Annotated in this window: 20 protein-coding genes; 13 read left to right on the top strand and 7 right to left on the bottom strand. The window is 68.5% G+C overall.

The window, feature by feature from the left end; genetic code table 11:
* Positions 1-150 precede the first annotated feature (150 nt).
* From UA75_RS15820 to UA75_RS15800, 5 genes are all read left to right on the top strand, one after another.
* The gene (locus UA75_RS15820; protein ID WP_075740900.1) at positions 151-585 is read left to right on the top strand and encodes an iron chaperone; all 435 of its coding nucleotides are present in this window, start codon (positions 151-153) and stop codon (positions 583-585) included.
* A 343-nt stretch (positions 586-928) separates the two neighbouring features.
* On the top strand, positions 929-1,276 hold the full coding sequence (locus UA75_RS15815; protein ID WP_075743855.1) for a YciI family protein: 348 nt from the start codon (positions 929-931) through the stop codon (positions 1,274-1,276).
* A gap of 5 nt (positions 1,277-1,281) precedes the next feature.
* Entirely contained in the window at positions 1,282-2,628 is a 1,347-nt protein-coding gene (locus UA75_RS15810) for an RNA polymerase sigma factor (protein ID WP_083683232.1), read from the top strand.
* A gap of 424 nt (positions 2,629-3,052) precedes the next feature.
* Positions 3,053-3,901, top strand: coding sequence for a hypothetical protein (locus tag UA75_RS15805; protein WP_157434210.1), 849 nt, complete (start codon positions 3,053-3,055; stop codon positions 3,899-3,901).
* Between the two features lie 108 nt (positions 3,902-4,009).
* Positions 4,010-4,210 carry a hypothetical protein gene (locus UA75_RS15800; protein WP_198043041.1) on the top strand — a complete coding sequence of 67 codons (201 nt, stop codon included), beginning with the start codon at positions 4,010-4,012 and terminating at the stop codon, positions 4,208-4,210.
* 167 nt (positions 4,211-4,377) lie between these two features.
* Here the strand turns inward: UA75_RS15800 and UA75_RS15795 are convergent, their stop codons facing one another.
* A complete protein-coding gene (locus tag UA75_RS15795) occupies positions 4,378-5,868 on the bottom strand; it encodes a carboxylesterase/lipase family protein (protein ID WP_075740898.1) in 1,491 nt (496 codons plus the stop codon).
* A gap of 99 nt (positions 5,869-5,967) precedes the next feature.
* On the opposite strand from UA75_RS15795, the gene UA75_RS15790 reads away from it, so the two are divergent.
* The 5 genes from UA75_RS15790 (at position 5,968) to UA75_RS15765 (ending at position 12,546) form a co-directional block, all read left to right on the top strand.
* Positions 5,968-6,567, top strand: a complete 600-nt coding sequence (locus UA75_RS15790; RefSeq protein ID WP_075740897.1) for a TetR/AcrR family transcriptional regulator — start codon at positions 5,968-5,970, stop codon at positions 6,565-6,567.
* 524 nt (positions 6,568-7,091) lie between these two features.
* Positions 7,092-7,919, top strand: coding sequence for an alpha/beta fold hydrolase (locus UA75_RS15780; RefSeq protein WP_075743854.1), 828 nt, complete (start codon positions 7,092-7,094; stop codon positions 7,917-7,919).
* A gap of 714 nt (positions 7,920-8,633) precedes the next feature.
* Positions 8,634-11,735 carry a Tn3 family transposase gene (locus UA75_RS15775; RefSeq protein WP_075740895.1) on the top strand — a complete coding sequence of 1,034 codons (3,102 nt, stop codon included), beginning with the start codon at positions 8,634-8,636 and terminating at the stop codon, positions 11,733-11,735.
* 97 nt (positions 11,736-11,832) lie between these two features.
* Positions 11,833-12,126, top strand: coding sequence for a hypothetical protein (locus tag UA75_RS15770; RefSeq protein WP_075740894.1), 294 nt, complete (start codon positions 11,833-11,835; stop codon positions 12,124-12,126).
* A 90-nt stretch (positions 12,127-12,216) separates the two neighbouring features.
* The gene (locus UA75_RS15765; protein WP_075740893.1) at positions 12,217-12,546 is read left to right on the top strand and encodes a hypothetical protein; all 330 of its coding nucleotides are present in this window, start codon (positions 12,217-12,219) and stop codon (positions 12,544-12,546) included.
* Positions 12,547-12,639: 93 nt separating this feature from the next.
* Here the strand turns inward: UA75_RS15765 and UA75_RS15760 are convergent, their stop codons facing one another.
* Positions 12,640-12,864, bottom strand: coding sequence for a hypothetical protein (locus tag UA75_RS15760; protein WP_075740892.1), 225 nt, complete (start codon positions 12,862-12,864; stop codon positions 12,640-12,642).
* Complete coding sequence (locus UA75_RS15755; protein WP_075740891.1) at positions 12,861-13,301, bottom strand: hypothetical protein; 441 nt, start codon at positions 13,299-13,301, stop codon at positions 12,861-12,863. Before UA75_RS15755 ends, UA75_RS15760 begins: the two co-directional genes overlap by 4 nt.
* Before the next feature lie 217 nt (positions 13,302-13,518).
* Between UA75_RS15755 and UA75_RS15750 the strand changes: the two genes are divergently transcribed.
* A complete protein-coding gene (locus tag UA75_RS15750) occupies positions 13,519-14,475 on the top strand; it encodes a tyrosine-type recombinase/integrase (protein ID WP_075740890.1) in 957 nt (318 codons plus the stop codon).
* A gap of 133 nt (positions 14,476-14,608) precedes the next feature.
* Here the strand turns inward: UA75_RS15750 and UA75_RS15745 are convergent, their stop codons facing one another.
* From UA75_RS15745 to UA75_RS15735, 3 genes are all read right to left on the bottom strand, one after another.
* Entirely contained in the window at positions 14,609-14,980 is a 372-nt protein-coding gene (locus UA75_RS15745) for an inorganic diphosphatase (RefSeq protein WP_198043040.1), read from the bottom strand.
* Between the two features lie 74 nt (positions 14,981-15,054).
* Positions 15,055-16,338: a radical SAM/SPASM domain-containing protein gene (locus tag UA75_RS15740; protein ID WP_075743852.1), complete on the bottom strand. Its 1,284-nt coding sequence runs from the start codon at positions 16,336-16,338 to the stop codon at positions 15,055-15,057.
* Positions 16,339-16,366: 28 nt separating this feature from the next.
* Positions 16,367-17,926, bottom strand: coding sequence for a B12-binding domain-containing radical SAM protein (locus UA75_RS15735; protein ID WP_198043039.1), 1,560 nt, complete (start codon positions 17,924-17,926; stop codon positions 16,367-16,369).
* A 904-nt stretch (positions 17,927-18,830) separates the two neighbouring features.
* Here UA75_RS15735 and UA75_RS34555 point away from each other — a divergent pair.
* Complete coding sequence (locus UA75_RS34555) at positions 18,831-19,604, top strand: hypothetical protein (RefSeq protein ID WP_232237777.1); 774 nt, start codon at positions 18,831-18,833, stop codon at positions 19,602-19,604.
* The gene (locus tag UA75_RS35170; RefSeq protein ID WP_404799980.1) at positions 19,490-19,771 is read left to right on the top strand and encodes a DUF4158 domain-containing protein; all 282 of its coding nucleotides are present in this window, start codon (positions 19,490-19,492) and stop codon (positions 19,769-19,771) included. Before UA75_RS34555 ends, UA75_RS35170 begins: the two co-directional genes overlap by 115 nt.
* 19 nt (positions 19,772-19,790) lie before the next feature.
* On the opposite strand, the gene UA75_RS15725 is transcribed toward UA75_RS35170, so the two are convergent.
* Entirely contained in the window at positions 19,791-20,549 is a 759-nt protein-coding gene (locus UA75_RS15725) for an SDR family NAD(P)-dependent oxidoreductase (RefSeq protein ID WP_083684065.1), read from the bottom strand.
* Positions 20,550-20,696: the final 147 nt, after the last annotated feature.

Raw genomic sequence — 20,696 nt, 5'->3', positions numbered from 1 at the left:
GAAACCGCCGCCGGTCGATCGGACCGAACGACAATCGGCGGCGAGTCGCAGGCGAAGCGGGCATCGATCAGGAATCAAGAAGCGTGCGGCCCGGTCCGCCCTTAGCGTCAGGGGCAATGCACGCCGATCGCGAACAGGGGAGTGACAGCGATGAGCACGAACGGCTTCTCCGAGGAAGAACGTGCTGCCATGAAGGAACGCGCCGCCGAATTGACGAAGGAGGCGAGCCGAGGTCGCGGCAACAAGGCGGCGGCCGAGGAACTCGACGTCCTGGCGAAGATCGCCGAGATGGCGGCGTCGGACCGCGCCTCGGCCGAACGCATTCACGCCATCGTCACCGCCAACGCCCCGGAGTTGTCACCGAAGCTGTGGTACGGGCAGCCTGCCTATGCCAGGAAAGGGAAGGTCGTGTGCTTCTTCCGTAGCGGCCAGGTCGACAAGGAACGTTATTCCAGCTTCGGCTTCACACCAGAGGCGCACCTCGACGGCGACGACGGCCTATGGCCCACCTCCTACGCCGTAACCGAGTTGAGCGACGAAGCGGAGAAGGCGATCACCGACCTCGTCAGGAAGGCCGTGAGCTGAGACTGCCGGTGGTCGGACCACACCAGTCTCAGCCACCTGGTGGCCATGGCCGACCCCGAGACGCTGGTGGCCGACATCCGGGACTTCTTCGGCGGCCTGCGCTGAGCGAGACGGCGTCGCGGGGACGCACGGTGATCGGCACAGCGGCGCGTCCTCCGACGCTGCGCAGGCGGACCGGGCGGCGCGGCGGCGGCGGACCTGAGCGGGGGGGCGGACGAGCGGCGCAGTGCGGTCGGGACGTCGGCCAGAAGAATCTTGGTCGCCTCGGTCGATTTGACGACCCCCCGTCCGTCGTCATCTAGTACGGCGACCCGCCGTGCCGGACCACGACAGGAGACAGGCCGTGAAGTACATGCTGTTGATCTACGCAGGGTCGGCCGACGCAGAGGGATGTGAGCCGCAGGACTGGATGGACTACGAGAAGGCGATGCGCGACGCCGGAGTCCTGGTCGGCGGGCACTCGCTCGCGGACCTGACCACCGCGACGACCGTCCGCGTCGACCAGGCGGGCGAGCGCAACGTCACTGACGGGCCGTTCGCCGAGACCCGCGAGGTCCTCGGCGGCTACGACGTCATCGACGTGCCGAACCTCGACGTCGCCCTCGACTGGGCGGCCCGCTGCCCCGGCGCGCGCGGCGGAGGTTCGGTCGTGGTCCGACCGATCGCCGACTTCGGCGACTTCGCCGGCTGACGGCGATGGGCGAGAGCGACGCAGGAGCCGAAGACTCGCAGGCCAGGCCACTCGTGGGGTCCGCAGGAGCCGCACCGGCCTCCGCCGAGGCGGCGCCATCGATCGAGGCGGCGTTCCGCGAGGAACGTGGCAGGCTGCTCGCCGCTCTCGTCCACCGCTTCGGCGATCTCGACCTGGCGGAGGAGGTCGCCTCCGAGGCCGTCGAGGCGGCGCTGACACACTGGCCGGTCGACGGCGTCCCCCGCAGCCCGGGGGCCTGGCTGCTCACGACGGCGCGACGCAAGGCCGTCGACCGGCTGCGGCGAGACACCGCCTACGCCGCCAGGCTCGCGATCCTGCAGGTGGAGGCGGACCGAGCCGACCCGTCACCGCCTGCGGACGCCGACGGCGATCTCCCCGACGAGCGGTTGCAGCTCTTCTTCACCTGCGCCCATCCGGCGCTGCCCGCCGAGGATCGAGGAGCCCTGACCCTGCGGTGCCTGGCGGGTCTCACCACAGCCGAGGTCGCGCGGGCATTCCTGATCCCGACTGCCACGATGGCCCAGCGGATCGTGCGGGTGAAGCGGAAGATCCGGCAGGCCCGCATCCCCTTCCGGGTCCCGGGTCCCGACGAACTGTCGGAACGCCTGCCCGGCGTGCTCCAGGTCCTCTACTCCCTCTTCACCGAGGGCTACGCCGCCAGCTCCGGCCAGACCCTGCAGCGCCTCGACATCGCCGAGGAGGCTCTCCGGCTCACCCGCATCCTGCATCGGCTGCTGCCCGGTGAACGGGAGGTCGCCGGACTGCTCGCGCTGCTGCTGTCGACGCATGCACGGCGCGACGCCCGCACCGGCGGCGACGGCGAGATCCGGCTGCTCGACGAGCAGGACCGCTCCCGCTGGGACCGGGCGATGATCGAGGAGGGCCGGGCGCTGGTGGTCACCGCGCTGACCGGCGGTCCGCCGGGGCCGTACGGGGTGCAGGCCGCGATCGCCGCCCTGCATGCCGAAGCCGAGGACGTCATCAGCACCGACTGGCCGCAGATCGTCGCCCTCTACGACGTGCTTCTTCGATTGACGCCGTCTCCGGTCGTGGCCTTGAACCGGGCGGTGGCGGTGGCCATGCGCGACGGCCCCGAGGCAGGTCTAACCCTGCTCGCCACGCTGGCGGACGACCCTCGGCTGCGCGACTACAGCCCGTACCCGACCGCCCGAGGCGACCTGCTGTGCAGGCTCGACCGGTTCGCCGAGGCCGCGACGGCGTATCGGGATGCGCTCGCACTGGCGCACACCGAGCCGGAGCGGGCCCATCTGCGCCGCAGACTGACCTCGGCCGAACACCGCTGCCGGGGCAGCCATCGCATCGAGCCGTGACGGGGATTTCCGGACACCGACGCCGCAGCAGGCGCCAATACTCGCTGCTGCCGAGATCGACGCCTCTGCGCGGCGTCCTCGCATCGCCATCCTGATCTCGACAGAGCACGAGAGTCGCATCGGCGGACGCAGGTCGGCGATGCCGAGCCAGGGGAGACGCAGCGGGATTCCGAGTCCGGAGGTCCACGACGAGACGTCGCCGGCCTGCCCGGAACGCCGGACGCCACTCGCAAAGACGAGATCAATGTTCGATTCACGCCGGCGTGAGTCAATTCGACGCGGTCGAACTCGCCAGTAGGAAACAGCTATCGACCGCACATTGTTCGACCCTGTCTGTCGATTTCCGAGGCGGCCGAGTAATCCGATTTCGCGACTACACTGACGATTCAGGGGAATCCGCAGAATCTGCCCGGGGTGAGAAGTCATGGGAATACTACGGTTGATCGCGCCGTGGCGCGTCGCGCGGCGGCTCTTCGGCGGTTACGGGCCACGCTCGCTCATCCTCTTCGACGCCGCCGCCTACGGTCGGGCGGGTGAGGCGGTCGACTCCGCTGCCCCTCTGCTCGAGAGGCTGCTCCAGGCACGGGTCATTTTGAGCCTCGGTGTCCTCGTGCTGCTCGTGCAACTGGTGGACGGCGGCCCGGACGCCTTCATCGCGGGACTGTTCGAGGTCACCTCCGCCACCGTGATCTCCGGCATCCCGGGCGTGCTCGCCATCATCGTCTTCTGCCTCATACGGGCCGAACGCGGTCACCGACGACGCGCGGCCCGCGAGATGCGGCCGACCATCGTCATCGGACTCGGCGCGCTGCTGCTGTTCCTCTTCACCGTGGGAAACCAGATACCCGGCTGGCCCGCAGGCTTCTCGTTCCAGGGCCTGATCTACGCGGTCATGCCCCGCGACTTCGATCTGAGCGGCGGTCGGCTGTTGCTCTCCCTGGTCGCGCTGCCCGTCCTGTTGTGGTTCATCGGGTTCGGGCTCTGCGCCGCCTATCTGATCCACAACAACTCGTTCGGGGTGGCGGCAGGCAGCGTGCTCGATCCGTTGGTGGGAATCTGGCTGGCCTGCTCCGTCGCCGGGTTCCATCTCGTGGGCGAACACCTCGACGGCGGCATCACCACCGCGTCGATCGTGGCTGCGACGACCGGCGCCCTCGGAGCAGGCGCGATCAGCATCTGGGAACTGCGGACGATGCTGCGGGCGGGCGCGAGCTTCGCCCGAGGCCCCTGGGGAAGCCCAAGGCAGGCGGAGGCCGACCCGGCTGCGGGCTGAGTCGGCCCCAGCGGCGCAGGCAGCCCACCGCAGGTGGCCCGGCGAGGGTGGGCCCCCGGGCGTCTCCTTGCTGAGCACCGTGTTCGCGGCCCGTGTCTGGCCCCGATCATGAACAGGCTGCTGACCGAACATGCCCTCGCCAGCATGGACGAGCTCGTGGTGCTCTTCCCCGCCCACGTCACCCGCTACTGGGCACGGCCGGACATCGCCTACCTGCCTCACCGATCTGGAGCCGCTGCCGTACGCGCTGGTGTGGTGGAGGGAGGCGGAGAGCGAGCCCATCTGGTCCCTGGCCGGGATCATCCGTGACCTGGGCCCTCTCTCGTCGGCCTCTCCCGGCTCTTGATGTCGTCCGTCACCCTCGGGGGGATCTGCTGCCAAGCCAGCCGGGTGTTGCCTGGCTGTACGCCAGTTCGCGCTGTCCCGGAGGGGCAGGTGAGTGGCGGCGTCGCAGTCGTAGGAGCCGACCCGGACGATCACGAGAGATCGAAGGGGGCGGGGGAGTGGCCTTCCCAGATCTGGCGGGATGCCTGTTCGGGGTAGGGCAGCGTCGTCGACTCGGTGTCCAGGACGCGGGTGAGACGCTCGCCGGGCCGGTGGGCGGGCCAGCCCGCGTCGCCGGTGGTGACGAAGCGGACCCATGCCTCTTGGAGTTCGCGGGAGAGCGCGACGCCCTCGGGAGTGGGCTCCTCGCCGATGAGCTTGGTGCCGACGGGGCTGTCCAGCGTGCCGAATGCCAGGGGCACGTCGAGGCTGTGGCAGGCGCCCAGGATGCCGCCGAGGACCGGGGTAACCCAGCACAGTTCGAACAGGTACGAGGTGCCGCCTGCTGCGGCGTTCGCCTCGGCCAGCTGCTGTGACGGCATGCGGAAGAGGGCGTCGGAGTACACCGTCTCCACCAGCTCCTCCGGGCCTGCCTGCGGGAACGCGGCACGGTAGGCCCGCGCGCCGTCCGGCTGCGGGGCGTGCAGTTCCAGGGCTGCGTGGGCGTCCTCCTCGGTGAAGGTGCCGTACCGTCCGCTCATGACGCTGAAGTACCGGAATTCGTCCCGGGCGTGGCCGACGAGCAGTTCGGTCCCGCTCGCGCGCGCGCCGGTCAGCGCTGGCCAGGGCGTTTCCGGGAGGACCTCGCCGTCGACGACGGGACACAGCGCGGTGCCGGTCTCCGTGAGGCGTCCCCAGCTCTCCCGGTGCGCGTGGAGGCCTGCGTTGAAGGAAGTGAGCTCGGCGGCCAGGTGCCATGGGTCGATGTCACGCAGGGCCTCGGCGGTGGGGGCCGCCGCGCCGAGCCGATCCGCGAACGCGGCGGTGACCTGCCGTGCCAGCGCGGGGGTGCTGTGCAGCCCCGGTACCGAGTGGGCGATGGCCCGCCGGAACAGTCCGCGCGCGGACGTCATCGTCAGGAGGGCGGCGACCGACCCCGCCCCGGCGGATACCCCGCCCACGGTGACCCGGCCGGGGTCGCCTCCGAAGGCGGCGATGTTGCGCTGCACCCACTCGAGCGCCGCGATCTGGTCGAGCAATCCGCGGTTGGGCGGCACGTCGTCGAGGAACGCGAATCCCTCCGCGCCCACGCGGCAGTTGATGGTCACCACGACGACTCCCGCCTCGGCCAGGGCTGCCGGGTCGAACATCGGGTCGCTCGACGCTGCCGAGAGGTAGCCGCCCACGGGGATCCACACCAGCACCGGCAGTCCCGCCGCGCCGGGGTCCGGGGTGCCGACGTTGAGGGTCAGCCAGTCGGTGCCCTGCGGGGGCACGTCGATCGGCAGGGACAGCGGCACCACGGGGCCGAACTCGACCGCCTGCCTCGTCCCCTCCCAGCGGTGCGGCGGCGCGGGCGCGGCGAAGCGGAGCGCTCCGACCGGGGGCTGGGCGTAGGGAATGCCGCGGAACACCGCGTGCCCCTGCCGCCTGCGGCCCTGCACCACGCCTTCCGTGGTCCGTACCTTTGGCTGTTCGGACATGACGATTCCTTCCCCTCGAGTGGACCCCAGGGTTATGGGTCAGGTGTATTATGTCAACTGTATTGGAACGGTCCCGGGGTACGAGGGAGGGGGCAGGCGATGCCGAAACAGGTGGATCACCGCGGACGCCGCGAAGCGATCGCCCGCGCACTGTGGCGGGTGGTGGAGCAGCGCGGCGTCACACAGCTGACGATGCGCGTGGTGGCGCAGGAGGCGGGCATGTCACTCGGGCAGTTGCAGCACTACTTCGCCTCCCGGACCGCCATGCTCACCTTCGCCATGGACTTCGCGTCCGAGCAGACCTCGGTGCGCATACACCAGGGGCTCGCAAAGCTCGGTGACCGTCCGCACCCCCGTGACGTGCTGCGACTGACTCTCGCGGAAATGCTCCCCCTGCATGCCGACGCCCGCGCGACCAGCCGGATGAGCGCCGCCTACGTCCTGGAGGCGCTGCACGACGAGGCCGTGCACGAGCAGGCGCGCCGCGGCCTCGCCCAAGGGCGGGCTCTTGTCGAGCGGCTGGTCCACCAGGCGATCGCCGACGGGCACATCGACTCCGGCCGCGACCCGGCGACCGAGACCAACCTGCTCCTCGCCCTCACCGGCTTCACCTCCCTGATCGAACTCGACGTGATCGAGCCCCAGGACGCGCTCGCCGCGATCGACGTGCATCTGGACCGGCTGTTCAGGAGTACGTGACCTGCCCCCGGGCACGGGGCAGGTGGGACAAGACCAGCTCTAGTCCGGCCGCTCCCCGGCCTGGTGCCATCTGACCGGCCACCTCTACCTCGGCACCGCGCCCGGCAACGACCGTCCCAGCTACGCATGAGCTGCTGAGATCAGTCGGTCGCCGGGGTCGACCCACCCGATGAAGAACGCAGGATGATCAGATCCGACCACTTGCGGTGCGATCACGGTGCGGGCTTCCGAGCCGGCGGTTGTCAGCCGCCTGAGTGACGGCGAGAGAGGAGAAGCCGGTCATGATCGAGAAGGTCACTGAGGCGCACCCGCAGCCGCACTCGAGACGAGAGCCGACGACCCGATCGGGTTCGTGATCACGGTGTTCGGGTAGTCGGTCGGGACAGCAACCGAGCAGGCGAAACGCGGGCCGGTGGCGACAGGCCTGGTGCACGAGGTGCGGCTGCCGTTTGCCGTGGCGGACGTGACGAGCTCGATCACGAGCCGCTTCGTCACGGGCCGTTGCGACGAAGGAGGTGCTGCTGATGAGCACGATCACGACCAACGACGGCACGAAGCTCTTCTTCAAGGACTGGGGAGTGGGGACGCCAGTCGTCTTCTCCCACGGCTGGCCTTTGCACTCCGACGTGTGGGATGACCAGCTGAACGTGGTCGCCGAGGCAGGCTACCGCGCGATCGCACACGACCGGCGGGGCCACGGCCGGTCCGAACAGACCTGGACCGGCAACGACATGGACACCTATGCCGACGACCTCGCGAGCGTGATCGAGCAGCTCGACCTGCACAACGTGATCCTGGTGGGACATTCCACCGGCGGCGGAGAAGTGGCCCGCTACATCGGGCGCCACGGCACCTCACGAGTGAGCAAGGCAGTGTTGCTCAGCGCCGTCCCGCCGTTGATGCTGCGCACCGAGGGCAACCCCGAGGGCACCCCGATCGGCGCCTTCGACGACATCCGGGCTGGCATCCGCAAGGACCGGTCACAGTTCTACCGGGAGTTGAGCGAGCCCTTCTTCGGCGCCAACCGGCCGGGCAATTCCGTGACGCAGGGGGTGAGGGACGCGTTCTGGTTGATGAGCATGCAGTTGGGCATCAAGGGCGCGCTGGACTGCGTCAAGGCGTTCTCCGAAACGGACTTCACCGAGGATCTCGGTCGGTTCGACGTCCCGACGCTGATCATCCACGGTGACGACGACCAGATCGTGCCGATCGATGCCGCAGGACGGAAGTCCGCCGCGATCGTCCCGGACGCGACGCTGAAGGTTTATCCGGGGGCGCCGCACGGGCTCGCGAGCGTCGAGGGCTTCAAGGAGACCTTCCACTCCGATCTGCTCGAATTCCTCCAGAACTGACCCGGCCGGGTCTTCACAGCGGGACGAGAGCGGCACTCCGACGGCGCGGATCGAGCCGTAGCGGACGACGGTCTCCCGCCAGTCGTTCGACGCCTCATGACTCAGGGCCTCGTCGTGGATCGCCGTGACGGCCACAGATCACCGTGCCGTCTGTGTCGTGGTCCCAGGTCGTAGCGATCTTCGGCCGGCCCTGGACGCCAAGGGGAGGGCCGGCCTGCGGCGCCCGGCGGCCGCACGTCACTGTGCACCTTCCAACGGGTGCCGACCTCGGCACCGGAGTCGATCACTGTGCCGGTCGCTCTGGTTGTTCGGTCGGCTCCGACCAGGCTGCCCCTATCCACCGGCGCTGACCATCCCCGGAGTTTCGTCAGGTTTCGTCAGGCTCCTTTCGGCCCTGGTCAGGTTGGTACCCCTCACCACGGCGATTTCGTTCGTCTGAACCCTCCGTTCGCGATCTTCTCGCAGCACATTGCTGTCGACCGGGGGAGGGGAGTGACTCGGCCTCCCATGTCGGCGCACTGGGGCCGGCATGGCTCACGACCTTCGGTGTTCCGCGTGAGCCTTGGCGTTTGAGGAACATTGGAACGAAAACCAGCGCTAAGCCTGAATCGTGTCTTGACCTGCTGTTTCGTGAGTTGACCGGCCCTGCTGCGTGGTGCTGAGGTTCGTTCCGGTTCCGCCGCGGTGGGCGGTTGCAGTAGCAGGAGAGATGCGTTGCCGGTTGAGTTCCTGTCCGACGATCAGGCGTCGGCGTACGGTCGTTTCCCGAGCGGGTTCACTCGGGCCGAGTTGGAGCGGTACTTCTTCCTCGATGATGTGGACTTGGCGCTGATCGAGTCGAAGCGCCGTGATCACAACAGGCTCGGCTTCGCCGTGCAGTTGGCCACGGTTCGGTATGCGGGCGGTTTTCTGGATGATCCGCTCGATGGGGTGCCGGTCGAGTTGGTGGATTACCTGGCGGAGCAGTTGGGGATCGCTGATCCGTCGTGTGTGAAGTCCTATGGGGATCGGGAGATGACCCGGCTGGATCACGCCAGGGAGATCCGTGAGGCCGATGGCTGGTACGAGTTCGGTGGGTTCGCGGGCGAGTTGGGTGATTGGGTCGAGGGACGGGCGTGGACCACCGGGGACGGGCCGAAGGCGTTGTTCGATGCCGCAGTGGGCTGGTTGCGGGATCGGCGGGCGTTGCTGCCGGGGGTGAGCACGCTCGTGCGTCTGGTGGCCGGCCGTCGTGACGCGGCCACCGGGCGGTTGTGGGACACGTTGTTCGTGTTGCTGACCGACGAGCAGAAGGCGCTGTTGGACCGGCTGTTGGAGGTTGCCGACGGGGAGCGGTTGTCAGCCTTGGACAAGCTGCGTCGGCCGCCGACCCGGGTGTCGGGCCCGGCGATGATCGGTGCGTTGGAGCGCGCGGCGGAGATCCTGGGGTTGGGGTTCGGCGGGGTGGACGCCTCGGTGGTGCCGCCGCGCCGGTTGGCGGAGCTGTCGCGCTATGGGATGGAGGGCAAGGCCACCCTGCTGCGGCGGCATCCGGATTCCCGCCGGTTGGCGACGTTGTTGGCCACTGTGGTGTATCTGCAGACCCGTGCGGTCGATGACGCGCTGGACCTGTTGGATGTGCTGATCACCAGCAAGCTGTTGGCGCGGGCGGAGCGGGAGTCGAACAAGCTGAAGGTCAAGACCTGGCCGAAGCTCGGGAAGGCGTCCATCCGGCTCGCTGCGGTGGTCGGGGTGTTGATGGAGATCACCGGTGCCGGTGAGGACCTCGCTGCGGACGCCGGGCGGGAGGATGTGGCGTTCGAGCCGGTGAGCCTGGCGCAGGTGTGGGAGCAGATCGAGGCGGTGGTGCCGCGCGAGCAGATCACCAAGGCGTTGACCGACATCGTGGCGTTGGCAGGGCCGGCGGACGAGGATGCCGACGCGGCGTGGCGGGCTGAGCTGGTGAAGCGGTACGCGACGGTGCGACCGTTTCTGCCGCTGCTGTGCCAGGTGATCGCGTTCGGTGCCGCCCCGGACGGCGAACGGGTGTTGCGGGCGTTGACGGCGCTGCCCGGGTTGTGGGGCGGTGGGCGTAACAAGGTCGGCGTCGAGGAGATCGACCAGGCCCTGCTGATCGGCTCCTGGCGCAAGCTGGTGCTGTCCGGGCCTGAGCTGGAGCCGGGCGCGGTGGACTGGCGTGCCTACACCTTCTGCGTGCTGGAGCAGTTCCACCGGCATCTCAAGCGGCGTGACATCTTCGCCGTGAACTCCTCCAAATGGGGTGATCCGCGGGCGAAGCTGCTGGCGGGGGACGCCTGGTCGGCGGCGAAGCCGTTGGTGCTGGCCAGCCTCGAGTTGCCGGAGGACCCGGCGGAGCATCTGGCCGAGCGGGCGCGGCTGCTGCACGACACCTACCTCGACGTCGCGTCCCGGTTGCCGGGCAACGCGGCGGTGAGCTTCGACGACGACGGGCGGCTGCACCTGAAGGCGTTGCTGGCCGAGGCGGACCCGCCGAGCCTGGTCGACCTGCGCGAGTTCACCCACCGGATGCTGCCTCGGGTCGATCTGCCGGAGGTGCTGCTGGAGGTGTTCTCCTGGACCGGCGCGGATGCGGCGTTCACCTCGATCACCGGCGGCGAGGCGCGCCTGTCGGAGCTGAACGTGACGATCGCGGCGCTGCTGGTCGCGGAGGCGTGCAACATCGGCTGGCGGCCGGTGACCAAACCGGGCGTGGCGGCTCTGACGCGAGATCGGCTTGCGCACGTCAACGCCAACTACCTGCGGCTGGACACGATCAGGGCTGCGAACGCCGCTCTGATCGACGCGCAGGCCGCTATCGGGCTGGCCGGGCTGTGGGGCGGTGGTCACGTCGCGAGCGTGGATGGGATGCGGTTCGTCGTCCCGGTCAACACGGTGCACGCCGGCTACAACCCGAAGTACTTCAAGGCCCGCAAGGGCGCGACCTGGCTGAACATGGTCAACGATCAGGCCGCCGGGCTCGGTGCGAAGGTGGTGGCCGGTACCCCACGGGACAGCTTGTATGTGCTGGACGTGCTCTACGACCGCGACGGCGGCGTCCGCCCGCAGACCATCGTGACCGACACCGCATCTTATTCGGACATCGTCTTCGGGCTCCTGTCGCTGGCGGGCTGGACCTACGCCCCGCAACTGGCCGACCTGCCTGATCAGAAGCTGTGGCGGGTGGACACCCGCGCCGACTACGGACCGTTCAACACCGCCGCTCGCGGCCGGGTCGACCTGGAACGGATCGCCCGGCACTGGGAGGACATCCTGCGGGTGATCGCCTCGATCCACACCGGCGCGGTGCGGGCGCACGACGTGATCAGGATGCTGTCCCGCGACGGCAACCCGACCCCGTTGGGCGAGGCGATCGCCCACTACGGCCGCATCCACAAGTCCCTGCATGTGCTGCGCATGGCCGACGAACCCGACTACCGCCGCACGATGAAGTCCCAGGGCAACCTGCAGGAAGGGCGTCACGCCCTCGGCCGTGACATCTTCCACGGCAAGCGCGGTGAACTGCGGCAGCGCTACTACGAGGGCATGGAGGACCAGCTCGGCGCGCTGGGTCTGGTGCTCAACGCACTGGTGTTGTTCAACACCCGCTATCTCGACGCCGCCATCACCCACCTGCGAGAGGGCGGCCACGAGGTGCGTGACGAGGATGCCACCCGGCTATCGCCGTTCCGACACCGCCACATCAACCTCTTGGGCCGCTATTCGTTCTTGCTGCCCGCCGACCTCGCCGGCGGCCTGCGGCCCCTGCGCGACCCGAACGCGCTCGCCGAGGAGAGCGACGAGGACGACCCCGAATGAGCGGGTCGTGGTGTGGTCCGGTCACCGGACGGTGGTCGGGCCGCAGCCGCGTTCGCGGGCCTGGTCCAGTGGCGGGCGGTCTTGGGACGATGCCGGGATGGACGAGACCGAGAAGTTGGATCACCAGATGATGGTCATTGAGTTGTGTAACGGGTTCACGCCGCACGATCACCTCGCTCTCGCTGCGTTGAGCGGTGAGGAGCTGGTGGCGCAGTACGAGGCGCGGCTGGCGCTGCACGAGTACGTCGATGCCATGTGGGAGCAGGCCAAGACCGACGGGCACGATCCCGCCAATGACCCGCGGTTCTCCGCCGTCGCCGGTCTGCGTGACCTGACCGCCGAGCTGCTGGGCAACGCCGACAACGCCGGTGGTGGGCCGGTGAGGCGCTGAGTCCGCGCAGGTGACGGCGGGATGCGTGAGGAACCTGCTGCTCATCCTCCCCGTTGGGGTCGAGGCAGCCGAACCGAAGGAAGGATTGGTGTGACCGCACCCGTTGAACTGGTGATCCACTACCTCGCCGTGGACGAGCAGGGCAGGGACGACGCGAACGTCCTGCTCATGGCCCCGCACACTCCCTTGCAGTATCCCGACTCGATGACCGGGACCGGTGGTGTCGTCGTCGTGCCCCGGGTCGGGGAGACCATCACCGTCCGGACTCGCCGGTACCACGGCGACACGCTGGGCGATGAACGTAACGAGACCTGGGAAGTCGTCGGAGTGCACTGGACGATGTCCGACATCTCCCGCGCGAAGAAGACTCCGACACAGGTCGCCACACTCCGGGTGCAGCCCAGCGCGCTCGATCGCTGAACCGCCGCCCGGCGGCGGTTTCGAACCTGGACGGCCCGGCGGGGACGTGTCACCCGAGCCGTCCAGGTTCCGTTCTCGAGATCAGCATGGTGGTCAGGCCGCGTGGGTGCGGGGCGCCACGCGGAAAGGGTGCGGGTAGCGCGCGGCGCAACGAGTACAGCAGGCCGCGTACAGGCAGGCCAGCCCGCCGGGGGTGGCGGCAGGCAGGACGTCGATGAGGGTTCCGTCCTCCAACCGGACGGCCAGGGCCAGCCAGGCAGGTTCGCACGTGCAGGCCGCGTCGGGCCGGGGCCGGAGGCCGCCCGGGAAGCCGATCACGACGATGTCCCGTCCGCGTCGGCCTGGTCACGGCGGCGCAACTTCGCGCCGATGCGCCGGGCAACCTCCACGATCTCCTCGTCGTCGTAGGCGGTGCGCACCCCGGAGACCGACATGCCGGCGGCCTGGGCGAGGGTGTCGAGGGTGTAGGGGCGGGGTTCGACGAACTCGCGGCCGTAGGCGATCAGCAGTCGCAGCCGGTGTTCGGCGGCACGGATCTCGGCGCGTGCGTCACTGATCTCGCCGAGCAGGGGGTCGACGTCGGCGCCGTCCCAGGCGGCCTCCATGTTTCCCCGGAGCCGTTCGCGGTCGTGCTCGACGTCGGCGGTCTGGTCGGAGAAGACATCGAGCGCGCCGTCGGGCGCGTCCTCGCCAGGGTGGTCGGGCAGCGGGTGCACGATGCCACACAGATCACTAAGAATGTTTCGCATCACCATGAACGACACAATACGCATAGTTTTGCGGCCATCGCAAATGTGCGACGCGAGGCGCAACCTTGCGCTATATGGGCAGGCTGCGTGGAGCTACCGGATAACGGTTCCTTATCCGGTAGACCGATCGACATTGGTGATAGTCGACCTGGAAGGATCACGCGGACGCGGATACGTGACTCGTGCGTGTTATCCGGTAGGTCTAGGCGAGGAGTGGCGGACGATGGCGGCGACGGTGACCGCACTCGACACTCGACGATCCGGAACGGGCACGGTCGGCGGACCGACCGTGCGCGCCGCCATCGACGCCTTCCTCGACTCGCCGAAGGTCACGAGCAACCGGCACACCCTGCGTGCGTATACGAACGTGCTCGACCGGGCAGCCGAGTTGCTCGGCCCGAACCGGCGGCTGGCCGACGTCGCAGACGACGAGCTCGCCACCACGCTGAGCCAGCTGTGGGGCACGGCGAAACCGGCAACCTGGAACCGCAACCGCGCCGCCGTCGGTTCCTGGCTGACCTGGTGCGCCACCAGACAACACTGGACCGCACCGGCAGTGCCCGCGGCCGCCGAACGGCGGCGCGAGAACAACGACGACACCAAAGCCGTGTCGCGGTCCCGGATCGATCGGCTGTGTCGACGCCGGAATGTCCCACTCCGGGAGAAGACCTTGTGGCGGATGCTCTACGAGTCCGCCTCCCGAGCCAGCGCGGTGCTCGCTCTGAACATCGAGGATCTGGACCTGGCCAACAAGCAGGCCCGGATCACCGTCAAAGGCGGCGACACCATGTGGATCACCTGGGGCACCGACACCGCACACCTGCTGCCCCGCCTCATCGCCGGTCGTGAACACGGGCCGCTGTTCCTGTCGGAACACAGGCCCGGCCCGCACCGCCGCGCGACCACCGACACCCGCGACATCTGCCCCGAGACCGGCCGGGCCCGACTCGGATACGACAGAGCCCGAATCCTGCTCGGCCACCACGGAGACGGCCTTCGCCTGCACCAGCTTCGGCACAGCTCGGCCACCCATCTCGGAGACGCCAACGTCTCCGCCAACGTCATCATGACGAAGACCGGCCACAAGTCCCTGCGGTCGGTCCAGCGCTACGTCAAACCCGGCCTCGCCGCCGTCCACGAGGCCACCGAGACATTGTCCGGCCCCCGCCGACGCGGCTGACCAGCAGCTACGGAGCGCCGTGACAGTTGAATCCGCGAAGTCACGAGGGGCCCACCGCTACATGCCTGGCCGGAGGTCACCATGCTTGAGTCGGCGGCAGGACGTGCTTGCGGCGCCACCCGAACGGGACGGTTCAGCTTATGGAGTGGCGGACGATGTCGTACCGACCGGGGAGTTCTTGAAAGGCGACCAGGCGGTGGATGTCGTCGTCGGTGAGGTCGGTGTCGTGGTCGTCGACGACGACGAGCTTGTCGTCGTCGTCGTCGTGGCGGTGGATGACGGCGATCACGACGCCGTTGGCCTGCTCGACAGGGGTCGTGGTGAGGTAGTAACCGTCGAGGTCGTCGCCGTCGGGTGCCGGGACACCGGGCAGGTAGCCGTAGTTCACCGGGTAGCGGTAGCCGTGCCGGGGGTGGCGGCTTCCTGCGGGCCGGTCGATGCGCAGGCTGACCCGTTGGTGCAGGTAGGCGGTGGCCAGCCGCAGCGACGCCGAAGGCACGATCACCCGGCCATCGTCCCACCGAAGCGGACCGCCGGCCGTGCCGGGTTGTGTCCCCGGCCCGGCCGTCGGCCGTCGTTCTAAGGGGTAGAGGTCGCGGGTAACGGCTTGCCGATCCACGTGCAGAGGTAGTCCATGTGGACGAGTCGCTGGTCGGTGGGCAGGGTCGGGTTGGTCGGGAACGGTGCGGTCGGTGCGATATCGACCGGGCAGTAGGGGTCTTGGACGAACAGGCTTCGTTGGCCGGTGGTGTGGGCGTGGTGCAGGTAGGAGCGCCCGGCGCAGCCGCCTCGGCAGGAGGCCAGCAGGGGGCAGCCTGCGCAGCCGGGAATGGCCTCGGGGTGGGCGTTGCGTCGGCGGAACGTCTGGAACTGAGGCGAGCGCACGATGTCGTGGAGGTCGTCGGTGACGAGGTCGCCGACCTTGTAGTCGTGCAGGTAGACGCACGGCGAGACGGGGATGCGCCCATCGGGGGTGATGGAGTGGATCCGGAAGGACGTCCTCCCGCACGGACAGCCGCCCGCGCCGGCGAAGTCGGTGACCGCTGCCAGCGGGGGTTCACCGAGATCGATCGGGGAGCACTGCGCCATCAGCCGGGAGAATCCGGCGTAGTATTGATCGGCGGGCAGAGCGCTGTCCATGTGGCGTGCCTCAACCGGTTTCAGCGGGTTGATGCGGATGTGTGCGTCGTTGTCGCGGGCCAGGGAGACGAGGGCGTCGATGCGGTCGTCGGTGAAGTTCCATGCCATCGCGCACATGATCACGCTGTGGGGGATCCCATGGTCGCGGCAGATCTCCAGTGCTCGGACGGCTTGCTTGAAGAGTTTCGCGCCCCGGTTGGCGTTGTGCTCGTCCGGATACGGGGAGTCGAAGGAGACGTCGACGTCGTTGAGGCGTGCGAGGGCGTGGGCGTGGTCGCGTTCGAGGTGGGTCAGGGTGATGCCGGAGGTGGTCAGGCCGACCAGTATCCCGGCGTCGGCCAGGCCGTGGATGATGCGCGGCAACAGGGTGTTGACGGGGTTGGGACCGTTGGTGAACAAGGGTTCGTTGCCGCCGAGGTTGACCGTCTCGACACCGTTGGCGGCGAGCTGCTCGATGACGCGATCGACGATGGCGGGGGTGAAGTCCATGCCCTTCTCGCGTGCCGACATCGAATAGCAGTGTGTGCAGCGGTAGGGGCAGTCGTTGCCCAGGGTCCAGCCGATGTTGCGGATCTCGATCGGACATTCGTCCAGCTCGGTGTGCTCGATCGGTCCGACTCCCTGGCGCCGGAAGTGTTCGGTCGCATCGACCAGCGGAGTCAGCGGAAGCCGCCGCTGGCCGCTGTTGGGCTGCCACGGGAACACGGCATCTGTCGTGGACATGAAGTCCTCCCTGATCACGGTGGTGGTGTCAGCACAGAAACGGGTTGTCCTCGGCGTCGTAGACCAATCCAGCCCGTCGGTAGGCATGCTCGACTCGGGCGGTGGCGCGGACATAGAACGGGGCGGTCTCCACGATCCGAGCTTCGGTGAACTCCACGGTCTCGGCGACGCAGGCACCGGCGTGGACCAGGTCGAGGACCGAACGAAAGAACCTCAGGTCTTCTTCGCGCAGGGCTACGCAGAGCTGGTGAAACTCCGGACGTTCCCGTGGGGCGAGGGCTTTGGGCGCGGCCAGGGGATCGACGGTCTGGTCATAGATCCGGGCGTGACTGCGCTGCCAGCGCTTCAACGCGGCATACGCCGCCGCAGCAGCCGGATCCGCCACCGCATAGACCGCGTTGCCCAGACCCGCCGTGCCCGCAGCGGCCGGCCCGGCCTCCAGACGTCCGGTGCGAGCCAGCGCACGGGTGTAGGCGGTCCCGGCCGCGGCATACATCTCGGTGAACACACCCTTGGAGATCGTCCAGGAGAACCGGGCCATCCCGGCCCAGTTCTCCTCCAACTCGCCCGTCGTGGTGGCGTGGTCGAACAGGATGTGTCCGGCCTGCACGTACATCCCGGCCAGCCGGAATGCCTCCAGAGCGGCGACGTTGTTCTCGACGCGGGAGCGCTTGGCCATCCTCCGCAGCGCGGTGGGCGAGAAGTTCTCGATCCCGCAGGCGAACGACCAGAATCCCGCCCGTCGCAGCTCGGCGAGCACCGCGTCGTCGACCCGATCGGCCCGGATCTGCCCCCGCAGCGCCACCCTCACACCACGCCGGGCGATCTCGTCGGCTAACGCACTACACCAACTCAAGTCGCGGGGCGGCTCCAGCAGGCTGTCGTCGATGACCTTGACGTGCTCCACCCCACGAGCGGCCAGTGCCGCCAGCTCGTCGACGACCCCGCTGATCGACCGCTGCCTCCAGGTCGGCCCGCCACCGAGACGTTCGAACGCGACGATCGAACAGAACGTGCAGCTGGCCTGGCAGCCCCGCGAGGTCTGCACATGCACCGGGCTACGGCGGGCCAACGTGAGACCCAGCGTGTCCCGCGCAGGCATCGGCACCGTGTCCAGATCGGCGATCAGCGGCCGGGCAGGACGATGAACGACGCCGTCACCGGCCCGGAAGCTGATACCCAGAATCGAGTCCAGTACGGGTGTGCCATCCCGGTAGAACCGGGCGAGCTCGACGACGGTCAACTCCCCCTCGCCACGCACCACGACGTCGAAACCCGCAGCGAGGAAGTCCCCGGTGTGAAAACTCGGGCCGAACCCTCCGGCCACGATCGGAACGTCCGGCATCCCAGAACGCACCAACGCGGCGGTCGTCACCGCCGAGTCCATGTTGGACCGATAACAGGCGAACCCGACGAACAGCGGCACGGGCCCGCTCATGACCGCGCTAGCCAGTTGGGAAGCCGTCAGCCCGGCCAACCAGCCGTCCAACACCCGGACCTCGAACCCATCCTCCCGCAGCACCGCCGCCAGATACCCCAGCCCCAGGTTCTCCTCGGCCGTGCGATGCGTGACAGGAGGCGGCGTCACCAACACCACTGGCCTGACAGAACCAGCTGAGACCGGCCCCGACGACCGGTCACCTCCGAACAGCGTCCTCGTCATGGGGTGCCCCCTACGGACTCAGCACTACCGCTCGATACCCGCCGATGATCAACCGACTGTAATGACATGTCGCCCTATTGGCTACGGAACGTGAAAGTTCACTAAGCAAATACGGCCGCCAACCCCACCGGCTCCCGGAGCCGGGCCACTCCAGCCGGATGCCAACCTGGCGAACTAGGCGCCGCATCGCGATCTATCCGCCGACCACATGAAGAAGCCAGCTCCCTGATAACCACCGCTGCTGCAGGGCGGGCGGACAAGCCACCATCCAGCACTCCCGTTACTGAAACGTTGCATACCGATGGATAACGGTCAGCGGTCGAGTCCCTGACCAGCGCAACGAGGGCTTAGCGCTGGTTTCCGTTCCGATGTTCCTCAAACGCCGCCTTCGAGCAGGGCCTGGCCGAGGCGGGCGACAGAAGTCGTGGGCGCCGCCCCGTCGCGTCGTTTGGCGAACTCCCGGATCACTCGGCCACACCAGAGTCCTGACCCGACTGCCGAGTTCCACTCCGCTCCCGCGCCTCCGGTAGTCGCCACCATCCTTTCATTACGTTTGCTAGTTACGTTTCAAACGAAACGATATGACTGCGAAACGCCTGGTGATCGCCTCGTCACTCTCGCTGACCGCCGATAAGGTTCACTTATCGGCGGTCAGAAATTTCAGGGTCGGATCGAACACGGCGGCTGTCTTTCGTCGCGGTGACGATGACCGCTGGGGGTCGAGGACCACCGCGAGGCGCTGACGGCCGCCCACGACGAGAAGGCCCCTGTGCGGGGTCGGTCGCCGAGACCGACGAGACCGACGTGCCGGGCTGCGATGATGGTCGGCGTGGAGGACGACGATCGGTACCTGGGCCGGCCCCCCGGCAGTCGGCAGATCTCCGACACAGTCGGCGAGCTGGGCTGGCGGTATGTGCTGGCGGGCCTGCACACCTACGTGCGAGTGGTCTCGTTGACGGAGGCGGCCGAGCTCGTCAGGCGGATCGTGGCCGGTACGGACGGCGATGCCGACGGGCACCTGAGCGCCGACCTCCGCCGGGACCGGCTGATCCTCACGCTGCGGTCGCCTGCCACCGAGTCGGTGACCCAGCACGACGTCGACCTCGCGCACCGGATCTCAGCCCTCGTCGCGGGGGTCGGGCTGCGGACCGATGCCCAGGCCGACGCGGCGGAACGCGGGCCGTACAGGTGCTGGAACTCGCGATCGACGCAATCGACATCGCATCGATCCGCCCGTTCTGGAAGGCCGTCCTCGGATACCGGGACGAGGCAGCGGACAGCGGCCCCGAGGCGGCGCTCGTGGACCCGGTCGGACAACAGCCGGTCGGTCTGGTTCCAGCAGATGACCGAGCCGAGGCCGCAGCGCAACCGGATCGATCTGGACATCTCGGTGCCCCACGACGAGGCGCGGCGGCGGATGGACGACGTCGACCGCGATCTGATCGCGGTCGACGTTCAACGCACCACCAGCTCGGCTTCGCGCTCCAGATGTGCACGGTGCGCTACATCGGCCGGTTCCTCCCGGACGACCCGCGTGACGCGCCGTGGCCGGTGGTCGAGCACCAGGCCGCGCAGCTCGGTATCGAGGACCCGTCGGTGGTGAAGCGGTACACCGAGCGGCCGAAGACGGACGAGCACGCGTGGGAGATCAGCTTCACCGCCTCGACCCTGCCAGCGCCCTGCGCTCGCTGCGCGACCCGGACGCGCCCGAGCTGGACGAGGACGAGACCGGCTGGGGGCGAGTCGGGGCCGTCGCTGCCTGCGTCTTGATAGGCCGTCGCCCGGTCGCTCAGAGGAGGGCGCCGCCGGAGACCTCGATTCGCTGGGCGGTGACCCAGCGCAGGCCCTCGGAGGCCAGCGTGGCGATGGCGTCGCCGATCTCCTCAGGTTCGCCGACGCGGCCGAGCGCGGTCTGTCCGGCCAGAGCCTGGCGCATCTCGGCGTCGTCCCGCATCGCTCCACCGTTGAAATCGGTGGCGGTCGGCCCCGGGGCGATGGAGTTGACCCGGATGCCGCGCGGGCCGAGTTCTGCGGCGAGGGTGCGACTCAGGGCTTCGACGGCGGCCTTCGAGGCGGAGTAGACCGAGGTGGCGGGGCTGGTGTGGCGGGTGAGTGACGTCGAGACGTTGATGACGCGGCCGCCTTGGGCCAGCAGCGGCACAAGTGACTGGATGAGGAAGAACGTGCCCCGGACGTTGGTGCCCATCACCGTGTCGAAGTCGTCGATCGCGACGTCCTCCAGCGGTCCGAAGATCCCCACTCCCGCGTTGTTGACCAGGATGTCGAGCCGTGAAGTACCCCAGCGCTCCAGCTGCTCGCTCAGTTCGGAGGTGAAGGACGCGAAAGAGGAGACGTCGCTGATGTCGAGCCGGAGAACAGCGGCAGTCCCACCCACCGCCTGCACCTGTTCCACCGTCTTCTCCGCCCCGGCCGCATCACCGCGGTGGGTGACCAAGACCCGCACCCCGCGTGTGGCCAGAGCGATGGCCGCGCCACGTCCGAGGCCGCGATTCCCACCGGTCACCAAAGCGATCTTGTCGATCGTCATGAACTGTTCCTCCACCGCGCGGGCACCGGAATTCGCCCGGGCGCCACAGATAGGATGCGAGTCACTCGACTCGCCTTGCTCTCGTATCGTATGCAGGACTATCGAGGCGAGTCAAGTGACTCGCCTCGTGTCTGCGGCATACTGTCC

The sequence above is a fragment of the Actinoalloteichus sp. GBA129-24 genome (assembly GCF_001941645.1).
Classification (GTDB): Bacteria; Actinomycetota; Actinomycetes; order Mycobacteriales; family Pseudonocardiaceae; genus Actinoalloteichus_A; species Actinoalloteichus_A fjordicus.
Note: the sequence above shows the minus strand (reverse complement) of the source record. Positions and strands in the feature narration are given on the sequence as shown.